This window comes from Streptomyces endophytica (assembly GCF_026153355.1).
Classification (GTDB): Bacteria; Actinomycetota; Actinomycetes; order Streptomycetales; family Streptomycetaceae; genus Streptomyces; species Streptomyces endophytica.
The window spans coordinates 4119659-4145418 of sequence record NZ_CP110636.1; the positions used below are offsets into that span (position 1 = coordinate 4119659).

Below are 25760 nucleotides of genomic sequence, written 5' to 3' on the forward strand. Positions count from 1 at the left end.
GTCTCCGCACGTCCCGACGGCCGGTGGCCGCAGCCCCGCTACCAGCCCCGCTCGCGCCACTCCGCCAGATGCGGGCGTTCCGCGCCCAGGGTGGTGTCGTTGCCGTGGCCCGGATAGACCCAGGTCTCGTCGGGGAGTTCGCCGAAGAGCTTGCCTTCCACGCCGTCGATCAGACTGCTGAACTTCTCGGCGTCGCCCCAGGTGTTGCCGACGCCACCGGGGAACAGGCAGTCGCCGGTGAACAGATGCGGGGGCCGTGCGGGTCGTCGTAGACCAGCGCGATGCTGCCGGGGGTGTGGCCGACCAGATGGCGCGCCGTCAGCCGGACCCGGCCGACGGTGATCGTGTCGCCGTCGTCGACCAGGACGTCCGTGGGGACGGGGATGCCCTCGGCGTCGTACCGGCCCGCGTACGTCCGCGCGCCCGTCGCGCCGACCACCTCGCGCAGCGCGCCCCAGTGGTCGCCGTGGCGGTGCGTGGTCACGACGGACGTCAGGCCGCTGTCGCCGATCAGCGCGAGGAGGGTGTGCGGGTCCGCCGCCGCGTCGATCAGCAACTGCTCGTCGGTCGCCCGGCACCGCAGCACATAGGCGTTGTTGTCCATCGGACCGACCGCGACCTTCGAGATCATCAGGTCGGTCAGCTCGTGCACGTCGGCCGGTCCGCCGACCTTCACTGCTCCGCTGTAGGCCATGAACCCCACTCTAGAGCGGGGGTACGACAGGCAGCGCGGAGCCGTGACCGTCGAGTTCCGTGCCGTCGCCGCGCCCGGTGAGCCACCCGACCAGAGCTGCTGCGGAGCCGGTCACCACCACGGGCGCGGGTGCGTCCCCCGAGCCGGTGGCCGCGCGGCCGGTGTGCCAGTGGCGGCCGTCGTCGGTGCGGATCTCCAGGGCGGGCAGGTCCGGGTGCCCGGCGAACTTGACGGTGGTCAGGAACGCCAGCTCGTCGTCGATGAACGCGGGCGACAGCTGGTCCAGGGTGTGGCCGACGCCGAGGTCCAGGTGGTGCAGCTCCACCTCGGCCAGGCGGCGCAGCGGCAGCCGGTCGGCGCGCTCCACGACCCCGTTGCGCATCTCCACCTCGAAGGCGCGGCGCGCCTCCGGCAGTGCGTCCACCGCGGCGTCGAACCGCGCGGCGCTCTCCTTGAGGTCCGTCAGATGCGCCTCCAGGGAACGGTCGGCGTCCCGCTCGATGTCGGCGTCCCGGGCCTCGGCGCTCGCGTACATCGGCGTACGGACGTCCGTCCGCGCCCAGGTGAGGAGGTTGACCAGGGCGTCCGCGTTGCGTGCCAGATGGGCGAGGACGTGGCCGCGGGTCCATCCGGGCAGCAGCGAGGGTTCGCCGATCGCCGCGTCGTCGAGCTTGCCCAGCGAGATCAGGAGCCGGTCGGTGGCCTCACGAACGGCGGCCACATCGTGCGCGAAATGGGGCGGGGTGACGGTCATGTTCCGAAGCTAGCGCCGACCGGGCGAGTTCGGGAGGCGGCGGGCACCGATCGGGGCGTACGCGGGGCGGGACGGGCGGCGCGCGGCGGCCGGACGGGCCACTGGGCGCCGCCCCTCCCGGGGCCGGCGGAGTCAGCCCGTCAGGTCGGCGGGCGAGCCGAACCACTGCCGGAGCGCGGCCGCCAACCCGTCCAGCCCGTTCGGCGCGCCCACCGTGCCGCCCGCATCGGCCGTAGGTGCCGGGGCGGGGACGTCCGCGGCCCAGGCGGTGCAGCCGTCCGGGCGCACCAGGAGGCCGGCCAGCTCGGGTTGCCGCGGGCAGCCGGTGGTCAGCAGCCGCACCCGGCCGCCATAACCGGCGGCGCACTTGCGCAGCTCCGCGTCATCGGCGAGGTCGAGCAACAGCGCCTGCCCGTCCCGTAGATGGTCCCCGAGCCGGCTGCCGTCGGAGAGCTCCAGGTCGGGTGCGCTGCGGCCGGTCAGCGGATGGTCGCCGGGCAGGTCGTAGCGCTGCCAGACGCCGGAGATCTTCTTGGCGAAGAAGGTGGTGGCGGCGACCGTGCCCGTCAGTTCGGCGACGATCCGGCGCAGCGCCCCCGCATGCGACTCGGGCCGCATCAGCGCCACCTGGGCACGGGTCCAGTCCAGCACCCAGGCGCCTATCGGGTGCCGCTCGGCCGTGTAGGTGTCGAGCAGCCCCTCGGGCGCCCGGCCACGCACCGTCGCGGCCAGCTTCCAGCCGAGGTTCATCGCGTCGCCGATGCCCAGGTTCAGCCCCTGCCCGCCGAACGGCGAGTGGACGTGCGCCGCGTCACCGGCGAGCAGCACCCGCCCCGCCCGGTAGTCGGGCACCTGGCGGGCGTTGTCCGTGAACCGGGTCGCCGAGATCACCTTGTGGACCCGGACCTCGTCCACCCCGGAGACGCGACGCAGCGACGCCTCCAACTCCTGTGCGGTGACCGGAGCTTCACGGTCCGCGGGCGGCCCGTCGAATTCGACGGTGAGGATCCGCCCGGGCACCGGACCGTGCGCGTACGTCCCGCGCTCCGTCCAGTTCCAGCCGGTCCCCAGTGCCTCGGTGCCGGTCATCTCCACGAGGGCCTGGCGGCCGGTGATCCCCGGGGCGGTACCGGGGAACGGGAATCCGGCGAGCCGGCGGACCGTGCTGCGGCCGCCGTCGCACCCCACCAGCCAGCCGGTGTGCAGCGTGCCCTGTGAGGTGTGCACCCGCACCCCGTCCTCCCCGGCGTCGAAGCCGGTCAGCGTCACCCCGCGGCGCACCTCGACGCCCAGTTCGGCGGCGCGCGCGGCGAGCAGCCGTTCCAGGGGCTCCTGGGGGACCAGACCGACGTCGCCGGCCGGGCCGGCGGCGTCGAAGTCCGGATCGGCTTCGTCCAGCAGGTCGCCGCGCAGCATGATGCCCGCGAAGTGCCCGGCGAACTTGGGCGGTTGCTGCACCACGGAGGCACCGGCGGCCTGCCGCTGGCTCAGGAACGAGCTGAACCTCCCGAGGACGGTGCGCTGCACCTCGGCCAGCTCCGGGAGCAGCCCGCGCCGGTAGAAGGCCTCCGCGCTGGGGGTGTTGATCGCCCCCGCCTTGATCGTCGTGTCCACCTCGGTCAGCCGCTCCAGGACGACGACCGGGACATCGGCCAGTGCCAGTTCGCAGGCGAGCATCAGCCCCACCGGGCCGCCCCCTGCCACGACTACGTCTGCGTCATAGGTCATGAGCCGAAGTGTAGCCACTAAAAACTTTTTGCGACTAAAAATTGTCGGTGGGGACGCCTAGGATTCCGGGCATGGTGGATGTGCAGCGGCGTGCGGACGCGCGGACCGGTGAGGGCGCGAGGGGTGCGGCGGGAGAAGGCGGGCGGGCCGGCGCGGCCGGCGGGCGGGGCCGAGCGGTCCGCGGCCGGCAGGCGGAGACCGGCTTCGAGGCGGAGGACGGGCGGCTGACGCTGCGCGAGCGCAAGAAGCTCCGCACCCGCCAGCGGATCTCCGGCGAAGCCACCCTGCTCTTCATCGAGCGCGGCTTCGACAACGTCACCGTCGCCGAGGTGGCCCGCGCCGCCGAGGTCTCCACGATGACCGTCTTCAACTACTTCCCGCGCAAGGAGGACCTCTTCCTCGACCGCATCCCCGAGGGACAGGAGCTGATCGGCCGCGCCGTACGGGAGCGCGGCCCGGACGAGACGCCGCTGGCCGCGCTGCGCCGGCTCGTCCTCGACCTGCTGGCCGAGCGGCATCCGCTGTGCGGGGTGGGGGAGGGGTTCGAGCACTTCTGGCGTACGGTGCTGGACTCCCCGGCGCTGCGGGCCCGGGCCCGCGAGGCGGTCGAGGAGCTGGAGGCCGGCCTCGCCGGACTGCTCGCCGAGGCCGCGGGCGGCGCCGCCGGGCGGCCGGACCACCCCGCCCGGCTGGCAGCGGCGCTGATCGTCGCCGGGATCCGTGCCGCGTACGCCGAGGCCGTGGGCCGCCAGCTCGCGGGTGAGCCGGTCGACGAGGTGGCCGCCGGGCAGGCGGAAGTGCTGCGGCGCACATTCGAGGCGCTGGAACGGGCGCTGCCGGCTTGACGGGCCGGACGGTCCGTGCCGCGGGCGTTTCCGCAGCGTACGGGCGTGCGGCGGACCGGGAAGGATGTGCGGCCGCCACACGTTTGGGTGAAGAGGGCTTGCGAGCCCCGTAAATCGAATGCGCGTGCTATAGGCTCGTGTGTGGCATCCCAAAGACAGTGCCGCTGCGGGCCCCATACCCTGGGGCGTGGGCCCCGCTCCGTTCCGCCGCCTCTGCTCGCTCACCGAGCGGCGGACGCAGAGCCCGCGGCTCCCGCCCCTCTCCAAGAAAGGTGCCGACCGGCGTGGCCGACCGTCTCATCGTCCGTGGCGCTCGCGAGCACAACCTCCGCAACGTCTCGCTCGACCTCCCCCGCGACTCCCTCATCGTCTTCACGGGCCTCTCCGGTTCGGGCAAGTCCTCGCTCGCCTTCGACACGATCTTCGCCGAGGGGCAGCGGCGATACGTCGAGTCGCTGTCCTCGTACGCCCGGCAGTTCCTCGGGCAGATGGACAAGCCCGACGTGGACTTCATCGAGGGCCTCTCGCCCGCGGTGTCGATCGACCAGAAGTCGACCTCGCGCAACCCGCGCTCGACGGTCGGCACGATCACCGAGGTCTACGACTACCTCCGCCTCCTCTTCGCCCGCATCGGCAAGCCGCACTGCCCCGAGTGCGGCCGGCCGATCGCCCGGCAGTCGCCGCAGGCCATCGTCGACAAGGTGCTGGAGCTGCCCGAGGGCAGCCGCTTCCAGGTGCTCTCCCCCCTGGTGCGCGAGCGCAAGGGCGAGTTCGTCGACCTCTTCGCCGACCTGCAGACCAAGGGCTACAGCCGCGCCCGGGTCGACGGCGAGACCATCCAGCTCGCCGAGCCCCCGAAGCTCAAGAAGCAGGAGAAGCACACCATCGAGGTGGTCGTCGACCGCCTCACGGTCAAGGAGAGCGCCAAGCGCCGGCTGACCGACTCCGTCGAGACCGCCCTCGGCCTCTCCGGCGGCATGGTCATCCTCGACTTCGTCGACCTCGACCCGGAGGACCCCCAGCGCGAGCGGATGTACTCCGAGCATCTGTACTGCGCCTACGACGACCTCTCCTTCGAGGAGCTCGAACCCCGCTCCTTCTCCTTCAACTCGCCCTTCGGTGCCTGCCCCGAGTGCACCGGCATCGGGACGCGCATGGAGGTCGACCCCGACCTGATCGTCCCCGACGAGGACCGCTCCCTCGACGAGGGCGCCCTCCACCCCTGGTCCGGCGGACACACCAAGGAGTACTTCGGCCGCCTGGTCGGCGCGCTCGCCGACGCCCTCGGATTCCGTACGGACATCCCCTGGGCCGGGCTGCCGGCCCGCGCCAAGAAGGCGCTGCTGTACGGCCACAAGACCCAGATCGAGGTCCGCTACCGCAACCGCTACGGCCGCCAGCGGGCCTACACCACCCCCTTCGAGGGCGCGGTGCCGTTCGTCAAGCGCCGGCACTCCGAGGCGGAGAGCGACAGCAGCCGCGAGCGCTTCGAGGGCTATATGCGCGAGGTGCCCTGCCCGACCTGTGAGGGCACCCGGCTGAAGCCGATCGTGCTCGCCGTCACGGTCCAGGAGAAGTCGATCGCCGAGGTCGCGGCCATGTCGATCAGCGACTGCGCCGACTTCCTGCGGGGGATGACGCTCAACGCCCGTGAGAAGAAGATCGCCGAGCGGGTGCTCAAGGAGGTCAACGAACGGCTGAAGTTCCTGGTCGACGTCGGCCTGGACTACCTCTCGCTGAACCGCGCGGCCGGCACCCTCTCCGGCGGTGAGGCCCAGCGCATCCGGCTCGCCACCCAGATCGGCTCCGGCCTGGTCGGCGTGCTCTACGTCCTCGACGAACCCTCCATCGGCCTGCACCAGCGCGACAACCACCGGCTGATCGAAACCCTGGTGCGGCTGCGCGACATGGGCAACACCCTGATCGTGGTGGAGCACGACGAGGACACCATCAAGGTCGCGGACTGGGTCGTGGACATCGGCCCCGGCGCCGGCGAGCACGGCGGCCGGGTCGTGCACAGCGGCCCCATGAAGCAGCTGCTGACCAACAAGGAGTCGATCACCGGTCAGTACCTGTCCGGCAAGAAGGCCATCGCGACCCCGGACATCCGCCGGCCCGCCGACCCCGCCCGCCGGCTGACCGTCCACGGCGCGAAGGAGAACAACCTCCGCGACATCGACGTCTCCTTCCCGCTCGGGGTGTTCACCGCCGTCACCGGCGTCTCCGGCTCCGGCAAGTCGACGCTGGTCAACGACATCCTTTACACCCACCTCGCGCGCGAGCTGAACGGCGCCAAGTCGGTACCGGGCCGGCACACCCGGGTCGCCGGTGACGACCTGGTCGACAAGGTCGTCCATGTCGACCAGTCCCCGATCGGCCGCACCCCGCGCTCCAACCCGGCCACCTACACCGGTGTCTTCGACCACGTCCGCAAGCTCTTCGCGGAGACGATGGAGGCCAAGGTCCGGGGCTATCTGCCGGGACGCTTCTCGTTCAACGTCAAGGGCGGCCGCTGCGAGAACTGCTCCGGCGACGGCACGATCAAGATCGAGATGAACTTCCTGCCGGACGTGTACGTGCCGTGCGAGGTCTGCCACGGTGCGCGCTACAACCGCGAGACGCTGGAGGTCCACTACAAGGGCAAGTCCATCGCCGAGGTGCTGGACATGCCCATCGAGGAGGCGCTGAGCTTCTTCGAGGCGGTCCCCACCATCGCCCGGCACCTCAAGACGCTCCACGAGGTCGGCCTCGGATACGTCCGCCTCGGGCAGTCCGCGCCGACGCTCTCGGGCGGTGAGGCGCAGCGCGTCAAGCTGGCCAGCGAGCTGCAGAAGCGCTCGACGGGCAGCACGGTCTACGTCCTCGACGAGCCGACCACCGGTCTGCACTTCGACGACATCAGCAAGCTGATCAACGTGCTGTCCGGGCTGGTCGACAAGGGCAACACCGTGATCGTCATCGAGCACAACCTCGATGTGATCAAGACGGCGGACTGGGTCGTCGACATGGGCCCCGAGGGCGGCAACGGCGGCGGCCTGGTCATCGCCGAGGGCACGCCCGAGGAGATCGCCTCGGTCCCGGCCAGCCACACCGGCAAGTTCCTGCGGGAGATCCTCGGCGACCGGGTCAGCGACGCCGTGACGGTCGCGGCCGGCAACGGCGGCCGCTCGTCCGGCCCCGGCGCGGCGAAGACCCCCGCCGCCAGGAAGCCGGCCGCCAAGAAGGCCGCGGCGAAGAAGACCGCGGCCACGACGACGGCGAAGAAGACCGCCGCCAAGAAGACCGCCGCCAAGAAGACCGCGGCGCGCACCCGCCGGTCCGCGTCCTGACGCACCACCGGCCGGCCGGGACCTGAGGGTCCCGGCCGACCGGCGCGGGCTGCGACGGCTGGCCGCCGGTCGCGACGGCTACGCCGCCAGTTCCGTGGCGTACGGCGGTTCCGCGCCCGCTCGGGAGCAGGTGATGGCGGCCGCGCGGGCGGCGAAGCGGAGGATGTCCTCCCAGTCCTTGTCGCCGAGGGCGGCGAGCGCCGCGTACGAGAGCGCGTCATGGGCGTCGAGGCGGTGCAGCAGCGCCGCGTTGACGGTGTCGCCCGCTCCGATGGTGTCGACGACGGTGACGCGCTCACCGGGGACGGTCAGTTCGCGGCCGTCCCGCGTCAGCACTGTCAGCCCCGCGCCGCCATGGGTGAGCACGATCGCCGCGGGCCCCGCGGCCAGCCACTCCCGGGCCGCCGCGAGGACCGCCGACCGGCCGCCGCCCTCGCCGGCACCCGGACCCCCGCCGGCACCCGGATCCCCGCCGTAGAGGCACCCGCCGCACCCCGCCCGTACCGGAGTCCGGCCCGCCGTCCGCCGCGGCGTCCCGTCCGCCAGCCACAGTGCGTCCTCCTCCGACAGCTTCAGCAGGGCGACATGCGGTAGCCAGGAGCGGAAGCGGGCGCGGTAGGCCTCCGGATCGGGGATCAGGCCCGGACGGACATTGGGGTCGAGGGCGGTGAAGACGCCGCGCGCGGCCTCCCGCCGCAGCAGGGACTCGTAGGCGCTCGCGCCCGGTTCCAGCACCAGCGAGCAGGTGCCCAGCGAGAGCGCGCGGGCCGCGGCGGGCAGCTCCGGCGGCAGGCTGAAGAGCCGGTCGGCGGTGCCGTCGGCGTAGAAGCCGTAGCCCGCCGAACCGTCCGGGCTGATGTCCGCCACCGCCAGCGTGGTCGGCTCGGCGCCGCGCTGCACCAGCGAGGTGTCCACCCCGCCGCCGCGCAGCCCGTTCAGCAGCGCCTCGCCGAAGCTGTCGGTCGAGACCCGGGAGCAGAACGCGGTGGGCGAGCCGAGCCGCCCCAGTGCGACCGCGGTGTTGTACGGGCCGCCGCCGCGCCGAGGCAGCAGCGCGGGCAACTGGCCGTCCAGGGAAGGGCCTTGGGAGCTGGGTACGAGGTCGATGAGCGCCTCGCCGGCGACGACGATCACGGGGTGGGGTTCCTTTCCTGGGCGGCCTGGGCGGCGGCCGGAACGGCGGGGCGGGCGGCCGGTGCGGCCTGGTGAGCGGCCGGTGCGGCCGGGGGAGCGGGCCGGCCGGCCGGGGAAGCGGCCGGGGCGGGTCCGTTCGCCGGTCCGGTTCCGGGGCAGCCGCACGACGTGCGGTGCACGAAGGTGCAGGGCAGACGGAGGGTGCGCGGCGGCCGGCCGGGCTCCTCCAGTCGCTCCAGCAGCAGCCGCACCGCGGCGGCCCCGATCTCCTTGCTGGGCTGGGCGATCGCGGTCAGCCGGGGGCTGAAGAGGTCGGCCCAGGAGAAGTCGTCGAAGCAGGCCAGCGCGATGTCGCGGGGGACGTCGAGGCCCAGGTCGCGCAGCGCACGGAGGGCGCCGATGGTCATCGCGTTGTTGGCGGTGATCAGCGCGGTGGGCGGTTCGGGCGCGGCGAGCAGCTGGCGGGTGGCGTCCTCGGCGCCCTCCGCCTCGGAGTTGCCGCCGGCGAGGAGTTCGGGCGCGAAGGGGAGGCCGCGCGAGCGCAGCCCCTCGCGGTAGCCCTGGACGCGTTCGGTGGTCGTGCTCAGCCCCGGCAGCCCCGCGACCAGGCCGATCCGGGTGTGCCCGGCGTCGGCGAGGTGCTCGACGAGCTGCCGCACCGGGCCGGTGTTCTCCGCGCACACCTGGTCGTGTTCCGCGCCGACCAGCCGGTCCAGGAAGACGGTGGGCACCTCGCGCCGGGCCAGATAGGCGGCCATCTCGGCGGGCTCCGCGGACGGCGCGACGATCATGCCGTCCACCGGCGTTCGTGCAGCAGCTGGACGACCTTGCGTTCGTGCTGCGGGTCGTCGTGCGGATCGGCGATCAGCAGGCTGTAGCCGGCCTGGAGCGCACCGGCCTCGACGCCCTGGAGGATCTCGGTGAAGTACGGGTTGCTGATCGCCGACACCGCCAGGCCGATCGACCGGGTGCGGGCGGTCACCAGCGAGCGGGCCAGGGTGTTGGGGGTGTAGCCGAGCTCCTCGATGGCGCCGAGCACCGCCGCCCGGGTATCCGGGCGCACCGGCCGGGTCGCGTTCAGCACGTGCGAGACCGTGGCGACGGAGACCCCCGCCCGCCGTGCCACATCCATCATCGTCGTCATCCGGCTCTTCCTCCCGCGGGTGCGGCGCCAGGGCGGCGCCCACGGCCGCGCCCGTACGGCCTCGTCCCCGCGAGTCCACCACATTACGACGATCGCCCCCAGGCGTAAACGCTTGCGTAAGCGTTTACGTCTCGGTGGAATTTTCTGTAGGGTCCCCGGCATCGCACTCGCACGACGTCGTGAGGAGGCGCCGATGCGCGCGCTCTTGGTCACCGCCCCGGGCGGTCCCGGCGGCTTCGCCGTCACCGAACTGCCCGACCCCCGCCCGCGCCCGACGAGGTCGTCGTGCGCGTCACGTCCTGCGGGCTGTGCGGTACCGACATGCACCTGCTGGGCGGTGAACTCCCGGCCGCGCGCTACCCGTTGGTCCCCGGACACGAGCTGACCGGCGAGATCGTCGCGGTCGGCGAGGCGGTCACCGCCCGCCGCCCCGGCGAGCGGGTCGCGGTCGACCCCAACATGCCGTGCGGCGCCTGCCACTACTGCCGGATCGGCCGCGGCAACCTCTGTGCGGACTACACCGCGATCGGCGTCACCCGGGCCGGCGGCTTCGCCGAGCTGGTCGCCGTCCCCGAGCGCTGCTGCTACGTCCTGCCCGAGGGCCTGTCGGAGGCCGCGGCGGGCCTCGTCGAGCCGCTGTCCTGCGCGGTGCACGGCCTCAACCGGCTGCCGCGCCGCCCCGGCGAGCACTACCTGATCTACGGCGCGGGGACCATGGGCCTGATGATGGCCGCGCTCGTCCGGACCGCGGGCGCCGCCTCGGTCTCCGTGGTGGACCTCAACGAGGAGCGGCTGGCGTTCGCCGAGTCCTTCGGGGTGGACGCGGCGGTGACCGACGCCGGCAAGCTCGGCCGGACGCCCGGCTTCGAGGTCGTGGTGGACGCGACCGGTGTCGTCGCCGCCATCGAGGACGGCCTCGGGCGGGTGCGCCGCGGCGGTACGTTCCTCCAGTTCGGCGTCGCCGACCCGGCCCGGTCGGCGTCCTTCTCGCCGTACCGCGTCTACCACCACGAAATCGACATCATCGGCTCGATGGCCGTGCACCACAGCTTCCAGCCGGCCATCGACCTGCTCGCCGGCGGACTCGCCCTCGACCCGCTGGTCAGCGATGTCTACGGGCTGGACGGGTTCGGCGAGGCGGTCGCCCGCTTCCGGGCCGGCACCGGCCGCAAGATCCACCTCGCCCCGCAGAAGGGCTGAGCGCGGGCCCGCGCGCCTGAACAACCCCTGGGGCGCGGGCGTGAACCTCCTCTTCTCCGCCGCGACGACGCTGCCGGCCTTCCGCGACGACGCTGCCGGCCTTCGCTGCCGGCCCTCCTCTCCGTACGGCGGCTGCTGCCCGGGACCAAGGGCCGCAGTCCGGAGGAGAGCGAGCGGGACCTGCTGCGGGGCCGCCCGGCCCGGCCGGAAGCGGAGGAAGCCGTGCCGGTATCGTCGGGATCCGTCCGCCTCTGAACCGTGTGATCCCTGGAGCCGTCATGAGTCAGCCCCCCGCCCGCCGGACCGTGCTGCGGGGCGCCGCGCTCGCCGGGGCCGCCGGCTTCGGGCTGACGGCCTGTACGCCCGACGGCACGGACGACAGCACGGACGACTCGGCGATCCCCGACAAGCCCGTGGAGCTGGGGCCCGCCGCCGACGTCCCGGTCGGCGGCGCCAAGCTCTACCGCGAGGACCGGCTCGTCGTCTCGCAGCCCGCCAAGGGCACGTACAAGTGCTTCAGCGCCAAGTGCACCCACGCCGGCTGCATCCTCTCCGACGTCGAGAAGAAGGAGGGCAGCTGCCCCTGCCACGGCAGCCGCTTCGACGTCACCACCGGCAAGGTCGTCCAGGGCCCGGCGTCCGAGCCACTGCCCGAGGTCCCCGTCAGGGCCGAGCACGGCAAGCTGATCGCGGGCCCGAGCACGGCAAGCTGATCGCGGGCCCGAGCACGGCGAGCTGATCGCGGGGCCGGACCGGGCGAGCGGATCGCGGGGCCGGACCGGGCGGGCTGAGCGGCCGGGCCCGCCCTCCCGGGCAGCCCCCATCCCACCCGATGCTGCCCTGGCTCCCAGTCCCACCCGATGCTGCCCTTATCCCCAATCCCACCCGATCCCCAGTATTCCGGGCCGTACGCCCTGCTCGACGAGGTGGACGGCGTGGTACCGGCCGCTGAGCGTCAGCTCCTGCTGGGCGCTGCGCGGGGCGCCCGCCGAGGCCTGGGCGAAGCGGCGGCAGCGCACCGGCAGCGCCGCCTCGTCGAACCGCACCTGCAGCACGTACTGGCAGCCGGCGAAGCTGAAACCGCGCAGGTACTCGCTGCTGGGACCGCCGCTGCCGTCCTCGAAGACGTAGCCGAAGACATGGGTGTCGCCCGCCCGCAGCCGGGTGTCGAAGAGCAGCTCGGCGACCACCACACCGGCCTCGGCGTGCCCGCGCACCCGGCCCAGCCGGCAGTTCTCCCCGGCGTGCACCCGCACCCGGCCGGGCTCGCAGCCCGCCTCGCCGCGGTGGATGGCGACATAGCGGTCCACGCCGTCCCGGTGGGCCCGGACCACCTGGTGGGACTCCCGCTCGACGAGCTGGCGCTGCGGCCCGATGCGGACCCGTTCGTGGTGGCCGACGGTGTGCAGCCCGCCGTCCGCGGGCGCCTCCAGCTCGGCGAACAGCCGCTGCAGCGCGTCGGCGGGCGCCACCAGCGAGCGGTACGTGCGGGCGACCGGCCGCTCGGCCTCCGGGCGGGCACCGCCCTGCGGCACCAGCAGCCGGTGCAGGGACTGCGCGGGCAGCTCCAGGACCTCCTCCAGCGCGCGGACCGCCCGCAGCGATTCGGGCCGCTGCGGCCGCCGGGCGCCCTGCTGCCAGTAGCTCAGGCTGGTCACCCCGATGGTGATGCCGCGCTGGGCGAGCTTGTGCTGGACACGGGTGAGGGCCAGCCCCCGGGCGGTGAGCGCGGAGCGCAGGGCGAGATGGAACGGACCGGTCCGCAGGAGCTGGGCCAGCTCGGTCGACTGGGGAGTGTTCTGTGCCATGTCCTCTTCCTCCGGCGCGCGGGTGAACGTTCACAACCGGATTGCGCGCCGCGTGCTCTCCATGCCTGTTCACTGCAGTACGCCGGGCACCGGTCGTTCACATCCGGGCCCGTCCGTCCACACCCCCATGTCATCCCGCATTGAAGCGTGTTGACCTGCCTGCGACAACACCCGATGCTCCTTCGCAAGCATCCGGATGCGCTCCTCTCCCCCTCACCCCCCATCGGGAGGAACGCCATGCCACGTGCACCCCTGTCCCGCCGGAGATGGCTGTCGGCCGCGGCGCTCACCACCGCCGTACTGACCGCCTCCTCCACCGCGACCGCCGCGGCGGCCACCCCGCCCGCCCGTCCGTCGCACCCCGCCGCCACGGCAGCCACCGCGGCCGCCCCCGCGCGCCCCCTGACCGCCAACCAACTCGACATCTCCATGCAGGCCCAGGAGAAGACCAACTGGTGCTGGGCCGGCTCCGGCAACACCATCGCCTCCTGGTACGGCAGGAACTACAGCCAGAACCAGTTCTGCAACGCCGCGTTCAACCGCCAGCAGGGCACTACCTGCCCCAACAACCAGGCCACCCTCGGCAACGTGCAGAACGCCTTCGACTGGATGGGCATCAACTCCGGCTCCTACGTGACCGGATGGCTCCGCTTCAGCACCGTCCAGAGCGAGATCAACGCCAACCGGCCCGTCGAGACCCGGATCCAGTGGTCCTCCGGCGGTGGCCACATGCACGTCGTCTACGGCTACGACACCGACAACAACTGGATCTACTGGGGCGACCCCTGGCCCTCCAACTACCGTTACAACTGGGGCGATTTCGACAACTACGTCAACGGCAGCTCCTTCTCCTGGACGCACTCCCTCTACCGGATAGGAGCCTGAGGCATGACGCAGCGCACCGCCGCCCCCACCGTCGTCCGCGCCGTCGCCACCGGAGCGCTCGCCACCGCCCTGATCGGCCTCGCGCCGTACGCCGCGGTCGCCGCCCCGGTCCCCGCGCCGCAGGCACCGGCCCGGGCGAGCCTCACCGCGGCCCACGACGCGGCCGCCGACCCCGCGACCCTCAACACCCTGGCCCGCTTCTTCGCCGCCGCCGCGAAACACTCCGGCGCGGCGGCCGTGGCGCCCGGCGCCGTACGGCCGCACATCGAGGGCACCGCCGTCCCCGTCTACGCCCTCTCCCCGGACTTCGTCCGCGGCACCGCCCACGCCCCCGTCGCCCGCCTGGAGTTCCTCGCCAGCAAGGCCGTCGCCGCCGACGGCCGCACCGCCTCGGTGTGGACCGTGCGCCAGGGCCGCACCTGGAAGGTCGTCAACATCGCCAGCGGCGACGACGAGACCCGCTACACCGCGGCCGGCGCCGCCCGGGACGCGGCCGGCACGGTCTTCCACGAGCCGCAGATCGACGCCTGGTACCTCCAGCGCGGCGACCGCATCGAGCCCCTGGACGCGGACGCCCGGAAGGCCGTCGGCGCCCACGGCACCACCGTGGCCGCCTACCGCAAGCGGGTGGCGAAGGCCTACGGCGACAAGCTCCCCGGCTCCGCGTACGACAAGCGCGGCGAGGCCGGCGGCTACGGCCCGGAGACCGCGGAGCGGGCCGCGCCCGCCGCGGAGCCGGCCGCCCGGCAGCCCGCACAGGCCTCCGCGGTACCGGACGGCGGCCTGCCCGTGACCGCCGCCACCACCGCGGCCGGCGCCGCCGCACTGCTCGCCCTGGGCCTGTCCACCGCGACCGCCCTGCGCCGGCGCCGCCACCGCTGACCAGGGCCCCCGGCCGCCTGCCCGCCACCCCCACGGCGGGCAGGCACCCCGGCCGCGGTCCGGACACCGTGATTGTCGGTGGCGGTCAGTAGGGTGGGGTTCATGGCAGACCCCAGCAGCTACCGACCCAAGCCGGGACAGATCCCCGACTCGCCGGGGGTCTACAAATTCCGCGACGAGCACGGCCGGGTCATCTACGTCGGCAAGGCCAAGAGCCTGCGCCAGCGCCTGGCCAACTACTTCCAGGACCTGGCGGGCCTCCACCCGCGCACCCGCACGATGGTCACCACCGCCGCCTCGGTGGAATGGACCGTCGTCTCCACCGAGGTCGAGGCCCTCCAGCTCGAATACAGCTGGATCAAGGAGTTCGACCCCCGCTTCAACGTCAAATACCGCGACGACAAGAGCTATCCGTACCTCGCCGTCACCCTCAACGAGGACTTCCCCCGCGCCCAGGTCATGCGCGGCGCCAAGAAGAAGGGCGTGCGCTACTTCGGCCCGTACGCCCACGCCTGGGCCATCCGTGAGACCGTCGACCTCATGCTGCGGGTCTTCCCCGTCCGCACCTGCTCCGCCGGCGTCTTCAAGCGCTCCGCCCAGATCGGCCGCCCCTGCCTGCTCGGCTACATCGGCAAGTGCTCCGCCCCCTGCGTCGGCCGGATCTCCGAAGCCGACCACCGCGAACTCGCCGAGGAATTCTGCGACTTCATGGCCGGCCGCACCGGCGCCTACATCCGCCGCCTGGAGCGCAGCATGCAGGACGCCGCCGAGGAGATGGAGTACGAACGCGCCGCCCGGCTCCGCGACGACATAGGCGCCCTCAAGCGGGCCATGGAGAAGAGCGCCGTCGTCCTCGCCGACGCCACCGACGCCGACCTGATCGCGGTCGCCGAGGACGAACTCGAAGCCGCCGTCCAGATCTTCCACGTCCGCGGCGGCCGGGTCCGCGGCCAGCGCGGCTGGGTCACCGACAAGGTCGAGGCGGTCACCACCGGCGACCTCGTCGAACACGCCCTCCAGCAGCTCTACGGCGAGGAACAGGGCGACGCCGTACCCAAGGAAGTACTGGTCCCCGCCCTCCCCGACCCCGTCGAACCGGTCGCCCAGTGGCTCACCCAGCGCCGCGGCTCACAGGTCTCCCTGCGCATCCCGCAGCGCGGCGACAAGAAGGACCTGATGGCCACGGTCGGCCGCAACGCCCAGCAGGCCCTCGCCCTGCACAAGACCAAGCGCGCCTCCGACCTGACCACCCGCTCCCGCGCCCTGGAGGAGATCGCCGAGGCCCTCGGCCTGGACTCGGTCCCGCTGCGCATCGAGTGCTTCGACATCTCCCACCTCCAGGGCGAGGACGTGGTCGCCTCCATGGTGGTCTTCGAGGACGGCCTGGCCCGGAAGAGCGAATACCGCCGCTTCCAGATCAAGGGATTCGCCGGACAGGACGACGTCCGGTCCATGCACGAAGTCATCGGCCGCCGCTTCCGGCGCTACCTCCAGGAGAAGCAGAAGTCCGGGGAGTGGACCGAGGAGCCCGGACAGCCCGACGGCGAGGACCCCGAGAACCCCGAGAACCCCGAGGACACCGCCCCCGCCCCCGACGGCCCGCTCGACGACGACGGCCGCCCCAAGCGGTTCGCCTACCCTCCCCAGCTCGTCGTCGTCGACGGCGGCGCCCCCCAGGTCGCGGCCGCCCGCCGGGCCATGGACGAGCTCGGCATCGACGACGTCGCCGTCTGCGGCCTGGCCAAGCGCCTGGAGGAGGTCTGGCTGCCCGGCGAGGACGACCCGGTCGTCCTGCCCCGCAGCAGCGAGGGCCTCTACCTCCTCCAGCGCGTCCGCGACGAGGCACACCGCTTCGCGATCACCTACCAGCGCAGCAAGCGCACCAAGCGGCTGAAGGCCTCGCCCCTCGACGCCGTGCCCGGCCTCGGCGACACCCGCCGCCAGGCACTGCTCAAGCACTTCGGCTCGCTGAAGAAGCTGCGGGCCGCGACGATCGACGAGATCTGCGCCGTCCCGGGGGTCGGCCGCAAGACCGCAGAAACGGTCGCCGCCGCACTGGCCGGAGCGGCACCGACCGCTCCCGCGGTGAACACCGCCACAGGAGAGATCATTGAGGATGACGGGGCCCCACCGGCCGCGTTGTCGGCAGAACGGGGGCAGGAACCATGAGCACAGAGCACGAGACGCAGGAAACCGAGAGAGACGGTGCAGAGGTGAGTACGGGCACGATGCGCGAGTCCGACCAGGGCGAGAGCGCCGCGATCCCCGAGCTGGTGATCATCTCCGGGATGTCCGGCGCCGGCCGCAGCACGGCCGCCAAGTGCCTGGAGGACCTCGGCTGGTTCGTCGTCGACAACATCCCGCCCGAGCTGATCCCCCGATGGTCGAGCTCGGCGCCCGTTCCCAGGGCAACGTCGCCCGGATCGCCGTGGTCGTCGACGTCCGCGGCCGCCGCTTCTTCGCCAACCTCAAGGAGTCCCTGGCCACCCTCGACGCGCAGAACGTCAAGCGCCGCATCGTCTTCCTGGAATCCTCCGACGAGGCCCTGGTGCGCCGCTTCGAGTCCGTCCGCCGCCCGCACCCCCTCCAGGGCGACGGCCGCATCGTCGACGGCATCGCCGCCGAACGCGACCTGCTGCGCGAGCTGCGCGGCGACGCCGACCTGGTCATCGACACCTCCAGCCTCAACGTCCACGAACTCCGCGCCAAGATGGACGCCCAGTTCGCCGGCGAAGAGGTCCCCGAGCTCCGCGCCACCGTCATGTCCTTCGGCTTCAAGTACGGCCTGCCCGTCGACGCCGACATGGTCATCGACTGCCGCTTCATCCCCAACCCGCACTGGGTCCCCGAGCTCCGCCCCTTCACCGGCCTCAACGACGAGGTCTCCCACTACGTCTTCAGCCAGCCCGGCTCCAAGGAGTTCCTCGACGGCTACGCCGAGCTGCTGCGGATCGTCGCCGAGGGCTACCGCCGCGAGGGCAAGCGTTACGTCACCATCGCCGTGGGCTGCACCGGCGGCAAGCACCGCAGCGTCGCGATGTCCGAGAAGCTCGCCCACCGGCTGGTTTCCGAAGGGGTGGAAACCGTCGTCGTCCACCGTGACATGGGGCGCGAGTGAGCGGCCGCACACCACGGCTGCGCCGGGTCCGCCGATTCGTCCCCAGCGGCCGTACGACGAAGGGCGCCACCCCCAAGGTGGTGGCGCTCGGCGGAGGCATGGGCCTGTCCGCCTCCCTCGCCGCGCTCCGCCGCATCACCGGCGACCTCACGGCCGTCGTCACGGTCGCCGACGACGGCGGCTCCAGCGGCCGGCTCCGCGATGAGCTCGGCGTGCTGCCGCCCGGCGACCTGCGCAAGGCACTGGCCGCCCTGTGCGGCGACGACGACTGGGGCCAGACCTGGGCCCGGGTCATCCAGCACCGCTTCCAGAGCGAGGGCGACCTGCACGACCACGCCGTCGGCAACCTGCTCATCGTCGCCCTGTGGGAGCAGCTCGGCGACCACGTCCAGGCGCTCGACCTGGTCGGCAAGCTGCTCGGCGCACAGGGCCGGGTACTGCCCATGTCGGCCGTCCCCCTGGAGCTCCAGGCGCAGGTCAGGGGCCACGACCCGGACCACCCCGACGACGTCTCCACGGTCCGCGGCCAGGCCACCGTCGCCCTGACCCGCGGCGAGGTGCAGTCCGTCCACGTCGTCCCCGAGGACCCGCCGGCCGTCCCCGAGGCGGTCGCCGCGGTCCGTGACGCCGACTGGGTGGTTCTCGGCCCCGGATCCTGGTTCTCCTCCGTGATCCCCCATCTGCTGGTGCCACAGCTGCGCGAGGCCCTGGAGGAGACCAAGGCCCGCAAGGTCCTCTCCCTCAACCTCGCACCGCAGCCGGGCGAAACCGAAGGCTTCTCCCCGCAGCGTCATTTGGAGGTTTTGGCCCGACACGCCCCTAAACTCGCCTTCGACGTGGTGCTGGCCGACAAGGCCGCCGTGCCCGACATCGATGGCCTGACGGTTGCCGCCAAGCAGCTCGTCGGCAGCGAGGTCGAGCTGGCGGCGGTCGCGGCGCAAGGAGACGACGCCCGGTCGACCGCCGGGGGAGCCCCCGACCGGCACGACCCGGAGCTGCTGGCCGCCGCGTACGACCGTATTTTTCGGATGCATGGAAGGATCGGCCCATGGCGATGACGGCTGCGGTGAAGGATGAGATCTCCCGGCTCCCCGTCACCCGGACCTGCTGCCGGAAGTCGGAGGTCTCGTCGATCCTGCGGTTCGCGGGAGGTCTGCACCTGGTCAGCGGACGCATTGTGATCGAGGCCGAGCTGGACACGGGCATCGCTGCCCGCCGGCTCCGCAAGGACATCCTGGAGATCTTCGGGCACAGCTCCGACCTGGTGGTGATGGCCCCCGGCGGACTGCGGCGCGGCAGCCGCTACGTCGTACGGGTGGTCGCCGGCGGCGACCAGCTGGCCCGCCAGACCGGCCTGGTCGACGGCCGCGGCCGCCCCATCCGCGGACTGCCCCCACAGGTCGTCTCCGGCGCCACCTGCGACGCCGAGGCCGCCTGGCGCGGCGCCTTCCTCGCCCACGGCTCGCTCACCGAACCGGGCCGCTCCTCCTCCCTGGAGGTCACCTGCCCCGGCCCCGAGGCGGCCCTCGCCCTGGTCGGCGCGGCCCGCCGCCTCGGCATCGGCGCCAAGGCCCGCGAGGTCCGCGGCGTGGACCGCGTCGTCGTCCGTGACGGTGACGCGATCGGCGCCCTGCTGACCCGGCTCGGCGCCCACGAGTCGGTGCTCGCCTGGGAGGAGCGGCGGATGCGCCGCGAGGTCCGCGCCACCGCCAACCGCCTCGCCAACTTCGACGACGCCAACCTCCGCCGCTCGGCGCGCGCCGCGGTCGCCGCGGGCGCCCGCGTACAGCGCGCACTGGAGATCCTCGGCGAGGAGGTTCCCGAGCACCTCGCCGCGGCCGGCCGGCTGCGCATGGAACACAAGCAGGCCTCCCTGGAGGAGCTCGGCGCCCTCGCCGACCCGCCGCTCACCAAGGACGCGGTCGCCGGCCGGATCCGCCGCCTCCTGGCGATGGCCGACAAGCGCGCCCAGGACCTCGGCATCCCCGGCACCGAATCCAACCTCACCGAGGAACTCGCCGAGGGCATGGTCGGCTGACCCGACCTCCTCATCCGCCCATTCCGCCCCCGGTGCCACAAACCGCACCGGGGGCGTCCTCGTGTGCCCGCGGATCCGGCCGAAAGTGCTCATCTGAGAAGCATCGAGCGCGTTTTGTCAATGTCACGTACGTCTCGTATAGGGGGTAGGGTCGGAGGCGGTCGGGGACAGCCCATACAGCTCGCCGGTGTCTTACCGGCGTACCAACGAGGAGATCGGTTCGTGACGATCCGCGTAGGCATCAACGGATTCGGCCGCATTGGTCGCAACTACTTCCGCGCGCTCCTGGAGCAGGGCGCGGACATCGAGATCGTCGGTGTCAACGACCTGACCGACAACGCCACCCTGGTCCACCTGCTCAAGTACGACACCATCCTGGGTCGCCTCAAGCAGGACGTCAGCCACACCGACGACACCATCACGGTCGGCAACCAGACCTTCAAGACGATGGCGGAGCGCGACCCGGCGAACCTCCCCTGGGGCGAGCTCGGCGCCGACATCGTCGTCGAGTCGACCGGCATCTTCACCAAGCGCGAGGACGCCGCGAAGCACCTCGCCGCCGGTGCCAAGAAGGTCCTGATCTCCGCGCCCGCCAAGGACGAGGACATCACGATCGTGATGGGCGTCAACAACGACAAGTACGACGCCGCCAAGCACCACGTCATCTCCAACGCCTCCTGCACCACCAACTGTGTGGCGCCGATGGCGAAGGTCCTCGACGAGAACTTCGGCATCGTCAAGGGCCTGATGACCACGGTCCACGCGTACACCAACGACCAGCGCATCCTGGACTTCCCGCACAAGGACCTGCGCCGCGCCCGTGCCGCCGCGGAGAACATCATCCCGACCTCCACGGGTGCCGCCAAGGCCACCGCGCTGGTCCTCCCGCAGCTCAAGGGCAAGCTGGACGGCATCGCCATGCGCGTCCCGGTCCCCACCGGCTCGGTCACCGACCTCGTCCTGGAGCTCGACCGCGAGGTCAGCAAGGACGAGATCAACTCCGCGTTCCAGAAGGCCGCCGAGGGCCAGCTCAAGGGCATCCTGGAGTACACCGAGGACCCGATCGTCTCCTCGGACATCGTCAACTTCCCGGCCTCCTGCACCTTCGACTCCTCCCTCACGATGGCGCAGGGCAAGCAGGTCAAGGTCGTCGGCTGGTACGACAACGAGTGGGGCTACTCCAACCGCCTGGTGGACCTGACCACCTTCGTCGGCGGCCAGCTCTGATATCTCTGCCTGATACCCCAGGCACCGAGGTGTGAAGGACGGGGCTCGTACGGCGCGACGAAGCGTCGTACGAGCCCCGTCCTGCGACCGAATCAAGCGACGGAGCACTTCCCATGAAGACGATCGACGACCTTCAGGTAGCAGGACAGCGGGTCTTTGTCCGCGCCGACCTGAACGTACCGCTGGACGGCACCACCATCACCGACGACGGCCGGATCCGCGCCGTCGCCCCGACGATCGCCAAGCTCGCCGAGCGCGGCGCCAAGGTGATCGTCGCCTCCCACCTGGGCCGTCCCAAGGGCGCCCCGGACCCGGCCTTCTCCCTGGCCCCCGCCGCTCAGCGGCTCGGTGAAATCCTCGGCCAGGACGTGGCGTTCGCGACCGACACCGTCGGCGCATCCGCCGCCGCCGTCACCGCGGGCCTCGCCGACGGCCAGGTGGCCGTGCTGGAGAACCTCCGCTTCAACCCCGGCGAGACCAGCAAGGACGACGCCGAGCGCGGCGCCTTCGCCGACCAGCTCGCCGCCCTCGCCGACCTCTACGTCGGCGACGGCTTCGGTGCCGTGCACCGCAAGCACGCCTCCGTCTACGACCTCCCCAAGCGCCTGCCGCACGCCGCCGGCGACCTCATCGCCACCGAGGTCGGCGTCCTGAAGAAGCTCACCGAGGACGTCAAGCGCCCCTACGTCGTCGTGCTCGGCGGCGCCAAGGTCTCCGACAAGCTCGCCGTCATCGACGAACTCCTCGGCAAGGCCGACCGCCTCCTGATCGGCGGCGGCATGGCCTACACCTTCCTCAAGGCCAAGGGCTACGAGGTCGGCATCTCCCTCCTCCAGGAGGACCAGATCCCGGCCGTCACGGAATACATGGAGCGCGCCGAGAAGAACGGCGTCGAGCTGGTCCTGCCGGTCGACGTCCTCGCCTCCACCGACTTCCCGGACCTGAAGACCAAGGCCCCCGCGGACTTCGACACCCTCGACGCCGACAAGATCCCCTCCGACAAGGAGGGCCTGGACATCGGCCCGAAGACCCGCGAGCTGTACGCTTCCAAGCTGGCCGACGCCGCGACCGTCTTCTGGAACGGTCCGCTCGGTGTCTTCGAGCACCCGGACTACGCCGGTGGCACCCGTGCCATCGCCCAGGCGCTCGTCGACAGCGATGCCTTCACCGTGGTCGGCGGTGGCGACAGCGCCGCCGCGGTCCGCCTGCTGGGCTTCGACGAGAACGCATTCGGCCACATCTCGACCGGTGGCGGCGCCAGCCTCGAATACCTCGAAGGCAAGACGCTCCCCGGCCTCGCCGCTCTGGAGGACTGAACAACCGTGAGTGACCGCACCCCGCTGATGGCGGGCAACTGGAAGATGAACCTCAACCACCTCGAGGCCATCGCCCACGTCCAGAAGCTCGCCTTCGCCCTCGCCGACAAGGACTTCGACGCCGTAGAGGTCGCCGTCCTGCCGCCCTTCACCGACCTCCGCTCGGTGCAGACCCTGGTCGACGGCGACAAGCTCAAGATCAAGTACGGCGCGCAGGACCTCTCCGCGCACGACTCCGGCGCGTACACCGGTGAGATCTCCGGCGCGATGCTCGCCAAGCTCAAGTGCGCCTACGTCGCCGTCGGCCACAGCGAGCGCCGCCAGTACCACGGCGAGAACGAAGAGATCTGCAACGCCAAGGTCAAGGCCGCCTTCCGGCACGGCCTGACCCCGATCCTCTGCGTCGGCGAGGGCCTGGACGTCCGCAAGGCCGGCAACCAGGTCGCGCACACCCTCGCCCAGGTCGACGGCGGCCTCGCGGACATCCCGGCCGAACAGGCCGAGACCATCGTGATCGCCTACGAACCGGTGTGGGCCATCGGCACCGGCGAGGTCGCCACCCCCGAGGACGCCCAGGAGGTCTGCGCGGCCATCCGCGGCCGCCTGGCCGAGCTCTACAGCCAGGAGCTGGCCGACAAGGTCCGCATCCAGTACGGCGGCTCGGTCAAGTCCGGCAACGTCGCGGCGATCATGGCCCAGCCGGACGTCGACGGCGCCCTCGTCGGCGGCGCGGCGCTGGACGCCGACGAATTCGTCAAGATCGTCCGCTTCCGCGACCAGTAGCAGCCGCGCAACACCAGCAGCTATGACGAGGACGAGCCCTCGTCGTACCCTGTCGGGGCCGGGACCGGTGCAGCAGCGCCGGCCCGGCCCCGCACCATATGTTCCACGTATCGTGATCCATACGTCCGTCCGTCAGTCCTAGAGAGTTGGTCCAGCCGTGGTCATCGGATTCTCGATCGCCCTCATCGTCTTCAGCCTGCTGCTGATGATGCTGGTGCTCATGCACAAGGGGAAGGGCGGCGGTCTGTCCGACATGTTCGGCGGCGGCATGCAGTCCTCGGTCGGTGGCTCCTCGGTCGCCGAGCGCAACCTGGACCGCATCACCATCGTGATCGGTCTGCTCTGGTTCGCCTGCATTGTCGTCCTCGGCGTCCTGATGAAGCTCGGCAGCTGACATACCGTCGGGGGCGCGGCCTATCATGAGGGCGGCGTCCCGGGACGGTAACTCCGGTCACTGGACGCGCGTTGGGCCTTACGTAGACTGTGGCGTTCCGCAGCGCAGCTGATGTGAAGGCTTTGCAGCACCATTACGCAGGGAGTAACGACCGTGGCAAGTGGCAACGCGATCCGAGGAAGTCGGGTCGGGGCGGGGCCGATGGGGAGGCCGAGCGCGGCGAGTCCGCGCCGCGCATCCGCATCTCCTTCTGGTGCTCCAACGGGCACGAGACGCAGCCCAGCTTCGCCGGCGATGCGCAGGTTCCGGACACCTGGGACTGCCCGCGCTGTGGTTTCCCGGCCGGCAAGGACCGGGACAGCCCGCCGGACCCGCCGCGCACCGAGCCCTACAAGACCCACCTCGCCTACGTCCGCGAGCGCCGCAGCGACGCCGACGGTGAGGCCATCCTCGCGGAGGCGCTCGCCAAGCTCCGCGGCGAGATCTGACGGAACCGACACACGGCCGGCCCGGCCGGAGGGAACCCCCTTCCGGCCGGGCCGGCCGCGTTCGCGCGCACCGCCGCACCCTCGGCCTTCCCCGCACCTGAAACAGCGGATGGGCAGCTACCCGAACACCTCGCGACCCCGGCGCTGCTCCCCGCCCGTCCACCGGTTCGTCAGAAGCCCGACAGCGCACCGACCGGCAGCGGACAGATACCTCATACCGCGCCCTGATCAATTAGGTTGGGAGATGGCGGGGCCGGTACGAGATGAAGAAGGCTGATGTCCGAGATGAACCCACAAGGCCGCAGCAGGCTCGACCAGATGCCTGAGTGGACCGCGCTGAGCAAGCACCGCGAACAGCTGGGGGAGGTGCACCTCCGCGAACTGTTCGAGCGCGATCCCGCGCGCGCCGAGCGCTACACCCTCCAGGTCGGCGACCTGTACCTGGACTACTCCAAGCACCTGGTCACCGACGAAACCCTGCGGCTGCTCGGCGACCTGGCCGCGGCGACCGGCGTGGCCGAGCTGCGCGACGCGATGTTCCGCGGCGACAAGATCAACGTCACCGAGCAGCGGTCCGTGCTCCACACCGCGCTGCGCGCGCCCGGCTCCGCGGTCATCAAGACCGACGGCACCGACGTCGTCCCCGGCGTCCAGCACGTCCTGACGAAGATGGGCACCTTCTCCGACCGGGTCCGCTCCGGCGACTGGAAGGGCCACACCGGCAAGCGCATCAAGACCGTCGTCAACATCGGCATCGGCGGCTCGGACCTCGGCCCCGCCATGGCGTACGAGGCGCTGCGCGCCTACACCCACCGGGACATGCAGTTCCGCTTCGTCTCCAACGTGGACGGCGCGGACCTGCACGAAGCCGTCCGCGATCTCGACCCGGCCGAGACGCTCTTCATCATCGCCTCGAAGACCTTCACCACCATCGAGACGATCACCAACGCCACCTCGGCCCGCAACTGGCTGCTGACCGGCCTCCAGGCCGGCGAGGAAGCCGTCGCCAAGCACTTCGTCGCCCTCTCCACGAACACCGAGAAGGTGACCGAGTTCGGCATCAACCCGGACAACATGTTCGAGTTCTGGGACTGGGTCGGCGGCCGCTACTCCTTCGACTCCGCGATCGGTCTCTCGCTGATGATCGCCATCGGCAAGGAACACTTCCGCGAGATGCTCGCCGGCTTCCACCTCGTCGACGAGCACTTCCACTGCACCCCGCCGCAGGAGAACGCCGCGTTCCTGCTGGGCCTCCTCGGCGTCTGGTACGGCAACTTCTGGGACGCCCAGTCGCACGCCGTACTGCCCTACAGCCACTACCTCTCCAAGTTCACCGCCTACCTCCAGCAGCTGGACATGGAGTCCAACGGCAAGTCCGTGGACCGCGAGGGCCACCGGGTCAACTGGCAGACCGGCCCGGTCGTCTGGGGCACGCCCGGCACCAACGGCCAGCACGCCTACTACCAGCTGCTCCACCAGGGCACGAAGATGATCCCGGCCGACCTCATCGGCTTCGCCGAACCGGTCGCCGACCTGCAGCCCGGACTGGTCGCCCAGCACGACCTGCTGATGGCCAATCTCTTCGCCCAGGGCCAGGCACTGGCCTTCGGCAAGACGCCCGACGAGGTGCGCGCCGAGGGCGTGGCCGAGGAACTCGTCCCGCACAAGACCTTCCAGGGCAACCGCCCCACCACCACGATCCTCGCCAAGGAACTCAGCCCGTCCGTACTCGGCCAGTTGATCGCCCTGTACGAGCACAAGGTCTTCGTCCAGGGCGCGATCTGGAACATCGACTCCTTCGACCAGTGGGGCGTCGAACTCGGCAAGGTCCTCGCCAAGCGCGTCGAACCGGCCCTCACCGAAGGCGCCGACGTACCGGGTCTCGACCCCTCCACCACGGCCCTGGTCGCCAAGTACCGCGCCCTCCGCGCCCGCTGACCCCACCCGCAACCAAGCCGCACCCAAGCCGCACCCAAGCCACGGGCCCCGTCCT

19 protein-coding genes and 3 pseudogenes are annotated in these 25760 nt (G+C 71.7%); 16 read left to right on the plus strand and 6 right to left on the minus strand.

The window, feature by feature from the left end; all coding sequences use genetic code 11:
* Positions 1-38: 38 nt before the first annotated feature.
* The 3 genes and pseudogenes from OJ254_RS18320 to OJ254_RS18330 form a co-directional block, all read right to left on the minus strand.
* Positions 39-694 (minus strand): annotated as a pseudogene (locus OJ254_RS18320) (MBL fold metallo-hydrolase).
* Between the two features lie 10 nt (positions 695-704).
* Positions 705-1448 carry a maleylpyruvate isomerase family mycothiol-dependent enzyme gene (locus tag OJ254_RS18325; RefSeq protein WP_265363190.1) on the minus strand — a complete coding sequence of 248 codons (744 nt, stop codon included), beginning with the start codon at positions 1446-1448 and terminating at the stop codon, positions 705-707.
* A 132-nt stretch (positions 1449-1580) separates the two neighbouring features.
* Positions 1581-3176, minus strand: a complete 1596-nt coding sequence (locus OJ254_RS18330) for an FAD-dependent monooxygenase (protein WP_265363191.1) — start codon at positions 3174-3176, stop codon at positions 1581-1583.
* A 71-nt stretch (positions 3177-3247) separates the two neighbouring features.
* On the opposite strand from OJ254_RS18330, the gene OJ254_RS18335 reads away from it, so the two are divergent.
* Together OJ254_RS18335 and uvrA are read left to right on the plus strand one after the other, a co-directional pair.
* Positions 3248-4021 (plus strand): TetR/AcrR family transcriptional regulator, encoded by a 774-nt coding sequence (locus OJ254_RS18335; protein ID WP_265363192.1) that lies wholly within the window; start codon positions 3248-3250, stop codon positions 4019-4021.
* Between the two features lie 284 nt (positions 4022-4305).
* Entirely contained in the window at positions 4306-7350 is a 3045-nt protein-coding gene (uvrA, locus tag OJ254_RS18340) for an excinuclease ABC subunit UvrA (protein ID WP_265363193.1), read from the plus strand.
* A gap of 78 nt (positions 7351-7428) precedes the next feature.
* Here the strand turns inward: uvrA and OJ254_RS18345 are convergent, their stop codons facing one another.
* Positions 7429-8484 carry a carbohydrate kinase family protein gene (locus OJ254_RS18345; RefSeq protein WP_265363194.1) on the minus strand — a complete coding sequence of 352 codons (1056 nt, stop codon included), beginning with the start codon at positions 8482-8484 and terminating at the stop codon, positions 7429-7431.
* Positions 8481-9628 (minus strand): annotated as a pseudogene (locus OJ254_RS18350) (LacI family DNA-binding transcriptional regulator). Before OJ254_RS18350 ends, OJ254_RS18345 begins: the two are co-directional and overlap by 4 nt.
* Positions 9629-9913: 285 nt before the next feature.
* Between OJ254_RS18350 and OJ254_RS18355 the strand changes: the two are divergent.
* Together OJ254_RS18355 and OJ254_RS18360 are read left to right on the plus strand one after the other, a co-directional pair.
* Entirely contained in the window at positions 9914-10828 is a 915-nt protein-coding gene (locus OJ254_RS18355) for an alcohol dehydrogenase catalytic domain-containing protein (protein WP_265363195.1), read from the plus strand.
* A 278-nt stretch (positions 10829-11106) separates the two neighbouring features.
* Complete coding sequence (locus OJ254_RS18360; RefSeq protein WP_265363196.1) at positions 11107-11541, plus strand: Rieske (2Fe-2S) protein; 435 nt, start codon at positions 11107-11109, stop codon at positions 11539-11541.
* 156 nt (positions 11542-11697) lie between these two features.
* Here the strand turns inward: OJ254_RS18360 and OJ254_RS18365 are convergent, their stop codons facing one another.
* Positions 11698-12636 (minus strand): hypothetical protein, encoded by a 939-nt coding sequence (locus tag OJ254_RS18365; RefSeq protein WP_265363197.1) that lies wholly within the window; start codon positions 12634-12636, stop codon positions 11698-11700.
* A 237-nt stretch (positions 12637-12873) separates the two neighbouring features.
* On the opposite strand from OJ254_RS18365, the gene OJ254_RS18370 reads away from it, so the two are divergent.
* The 12 genes and pseudogenes from OJ254_RS18370 (at position 12874) to pgi (ending at position 25705) form a co-directional block, all read left to right on the plus strand.
* Positions 12874-13521 (plus strand): papain-like cysteine protease family protein, encoded by a 648-nt coding sequence (locus OJ254_RS18370; RefSeq protein ID WP_265363198.1) that lies wholly within the window; start codon positions 12874-12876, stop codon positions 13519-13521.
* Between the two features lie 3 nt (positions 13522-13524).
* Complete coding sequence (locus OJ254_RS18375) at positions 13525-14403, plus strand: hypothetical protein (RefSeq protein WP_265363199.1); 879 nt, start codon at positions 13525-13527, stop codon at positions 14401-14403.
* Positions 14404-14505: 102 nt separating this feature from the next.
* Positions 14506-16572 carry an excinuclease ABC subunit UvrC gene (gene uvrC / locus OJ254_RS18380; protein WP_265363200.1) on the plus strand — a complete coding sequence of 689 codons (2067 nt, stop codon included), beginning with the start codon at positions 14506-14508 and terminating at the stop codon, positions 16570-16572.
* Positions 16573-16631: 59 nt separating this feature from the next.
* Positions 16632-17521 (plus strand): annotated as a pseudogene (gene rapZ / locus OJ254_RS18385) (RNase adapter RapZ).
* Positions 17518-18579 carry a gluconeogenesis factor YvcK family protein gene (locus tag OJ254_RS18390; protein WP_265363201.1) on the plus strand — a complete coding sequence of 354 codons (1062 nt, stop codon included), beginning with the start codon at positions 17518-17520 and terminating at the stop codon, positions 18577-18579. The pseudogene rapZ and the gene OJ254_RS18390 overlap by 4 nt, the downstream one beginning before the upstream one ends.
* Positions 18570-19559, plus strand: a complete 990-nt coding sequence (whiA, locus tag OJ254_RS18395; RefSeq protein ID WP_018091880.1) for a DNA-binding protein WhiA — start codon at positions 18570-18572, stop codon at positions 19557-19559. Before OJ254_RS18390 ends, whiA begins: the two co-directional genes overlap by 10 nt.
* A 222-nt stretch (positions 19560-19781) precedes the next feature.
* On the plus strand, positions 19782-20786 hold the full coding sequence (gene gap, locus OJ254_RS18400) for a type I glyceraldehyde-3-phosphate dehydrogenase (protein WP_261952137.1): 1005 nt from the start codon (positions 19782-19784) through the stop codon (positions 20784-20786).
* Between the two features lie 113 nt (positions 20787-20899).
* Positions 20900-22102: a phosphoglycerate kinase gene (locus tag OJ254_RS18405; protein ID WP_265363202.1), complete on the plus strand. Its 1203-nt coding sequence runs from the start codon at positions 20900-20902 to the stop codon at positions 22100-22102.
* Positions 22103-22108: 6 nt separating this feature from the next.
* Positions 22109-22885 (plus strand): triose-phosphate isomerase, encoded by a 777-nt coding sequence (gene tpiA, locus OJ254_RS18410; protein WP_265363203.1) that lies wholly within the window; start codon positions 22109-22111, stop codon positions 22883-22885.
* Positions 22886-23042: 157 nt separating this feature from the next.
* Complete coding sequence (gene secG / locus OJ254_RS18415) at positions 23043-23279, plus strand: preprotein translocase subunit SecG (RefSeq protein ID WP_030411885.1); 237 nt, start codon at positions 23043-23045, stop codon at positions 23277-23279.
* A gap of 236 nt (positions 23280-23515) precedes the next feature.
* Positions 23516-23767, plus strand: a complete 252-nt coding sequence (locus tag OJ254_RS18420; protein WP_265365215.1) for an RNA polymerase-binding protein RbpA — start codon at positions 23516-23518, stop codon at positions 23765-23767.
* 285 nt (positions 23768-24052) lie between these two features.
* Complete coding sequence (pgi, locus tag OJ254_RS18425) at positions 24053-25705, plus strand: glucose-6-phosphate isomerase (protein WP_265365216.1); 1653 nt, start codon at positions 24053-24055, stop codon at positions 25703-25705.
* The last annotated feature ends 55 nt before the right edge of the window (positions 25706-25760 follow it).

Coding starts and splice junctions, on each gene's coding strand:
- OJ254_RS18330 (WP_265363191.1), bottom strand. CDS start 3,176: ATGACCTATGACGCAGACGTAGTCGTGGCAGGGGGCGGCCCGGTGGGG.
- OJ254_RS18325 (WP_265363190.1), bottom strand. CDS start 1,448: ATGACCGTCACCCCGCCCCATTTCGCGCACGATGTGGCCGCCGTTCGT.
- OJ254_RS18360 (WP_265363196.1), top strand. CDS start 11,107: ATGAGTCAGCCCCCCGCCCGCCGGACCGTGCTGCGGGGCGCCGCGCTC.
- OJ254_RS18375 (WP_265363199.1), top strand. CDS start 13,525: ATGACGCAGCGCACCGCCGCCCCCACCGTCGTCCGCGCCGTCGCCACC.
- OJ254_RS18405 (WP_265363202.1), top strand. CDS start 20,900: ATGAAGACGATCGACGACCTTCAGGTAGCAGGACAGCGGGTCTTTGTC.
- whiA (WP_018091880.1), top strand. CDS start 18,570: ATGGCGATGACGGCTGCGGTGAAGGATGAGATCTCCCGGCTCCCCGTC.
- uvrC (WP_265363200.1), top strand. CDS start 14,506: ATGGCAGACCCCAGCAGCTACCGACCCAAGCCGGGACAGATCCCCGAC.
- pgi (WP_265365216.1), top strand. CDS start 24,053: ATGAACCCACAAGGCCGCAGCAGGCTCGACCAGATGCCTGAGTGGACC.
- OJ254_RS18335 (WP_265363192.1), top strand. CDS start 3,248: ATGGTGGATGTGCAGCGGCGTGCGGACGCGCGGACCGGTGAGGGCGCG.
- OJ254_RS18365 (WP_265363197.1), bottom strand. CDS start 12,636: ATGGCACAGAACACTCCCCAGTCGACCGAGCTGGCCCAGCTCCTGCGG.
- OJ254_RS18370 (WP_265363198.1), top strand. CDS start 12,874: ATGCCACGTGCACCCCTGTCCCGCCGGAGATGGCTGTCGGCCGCGGCG.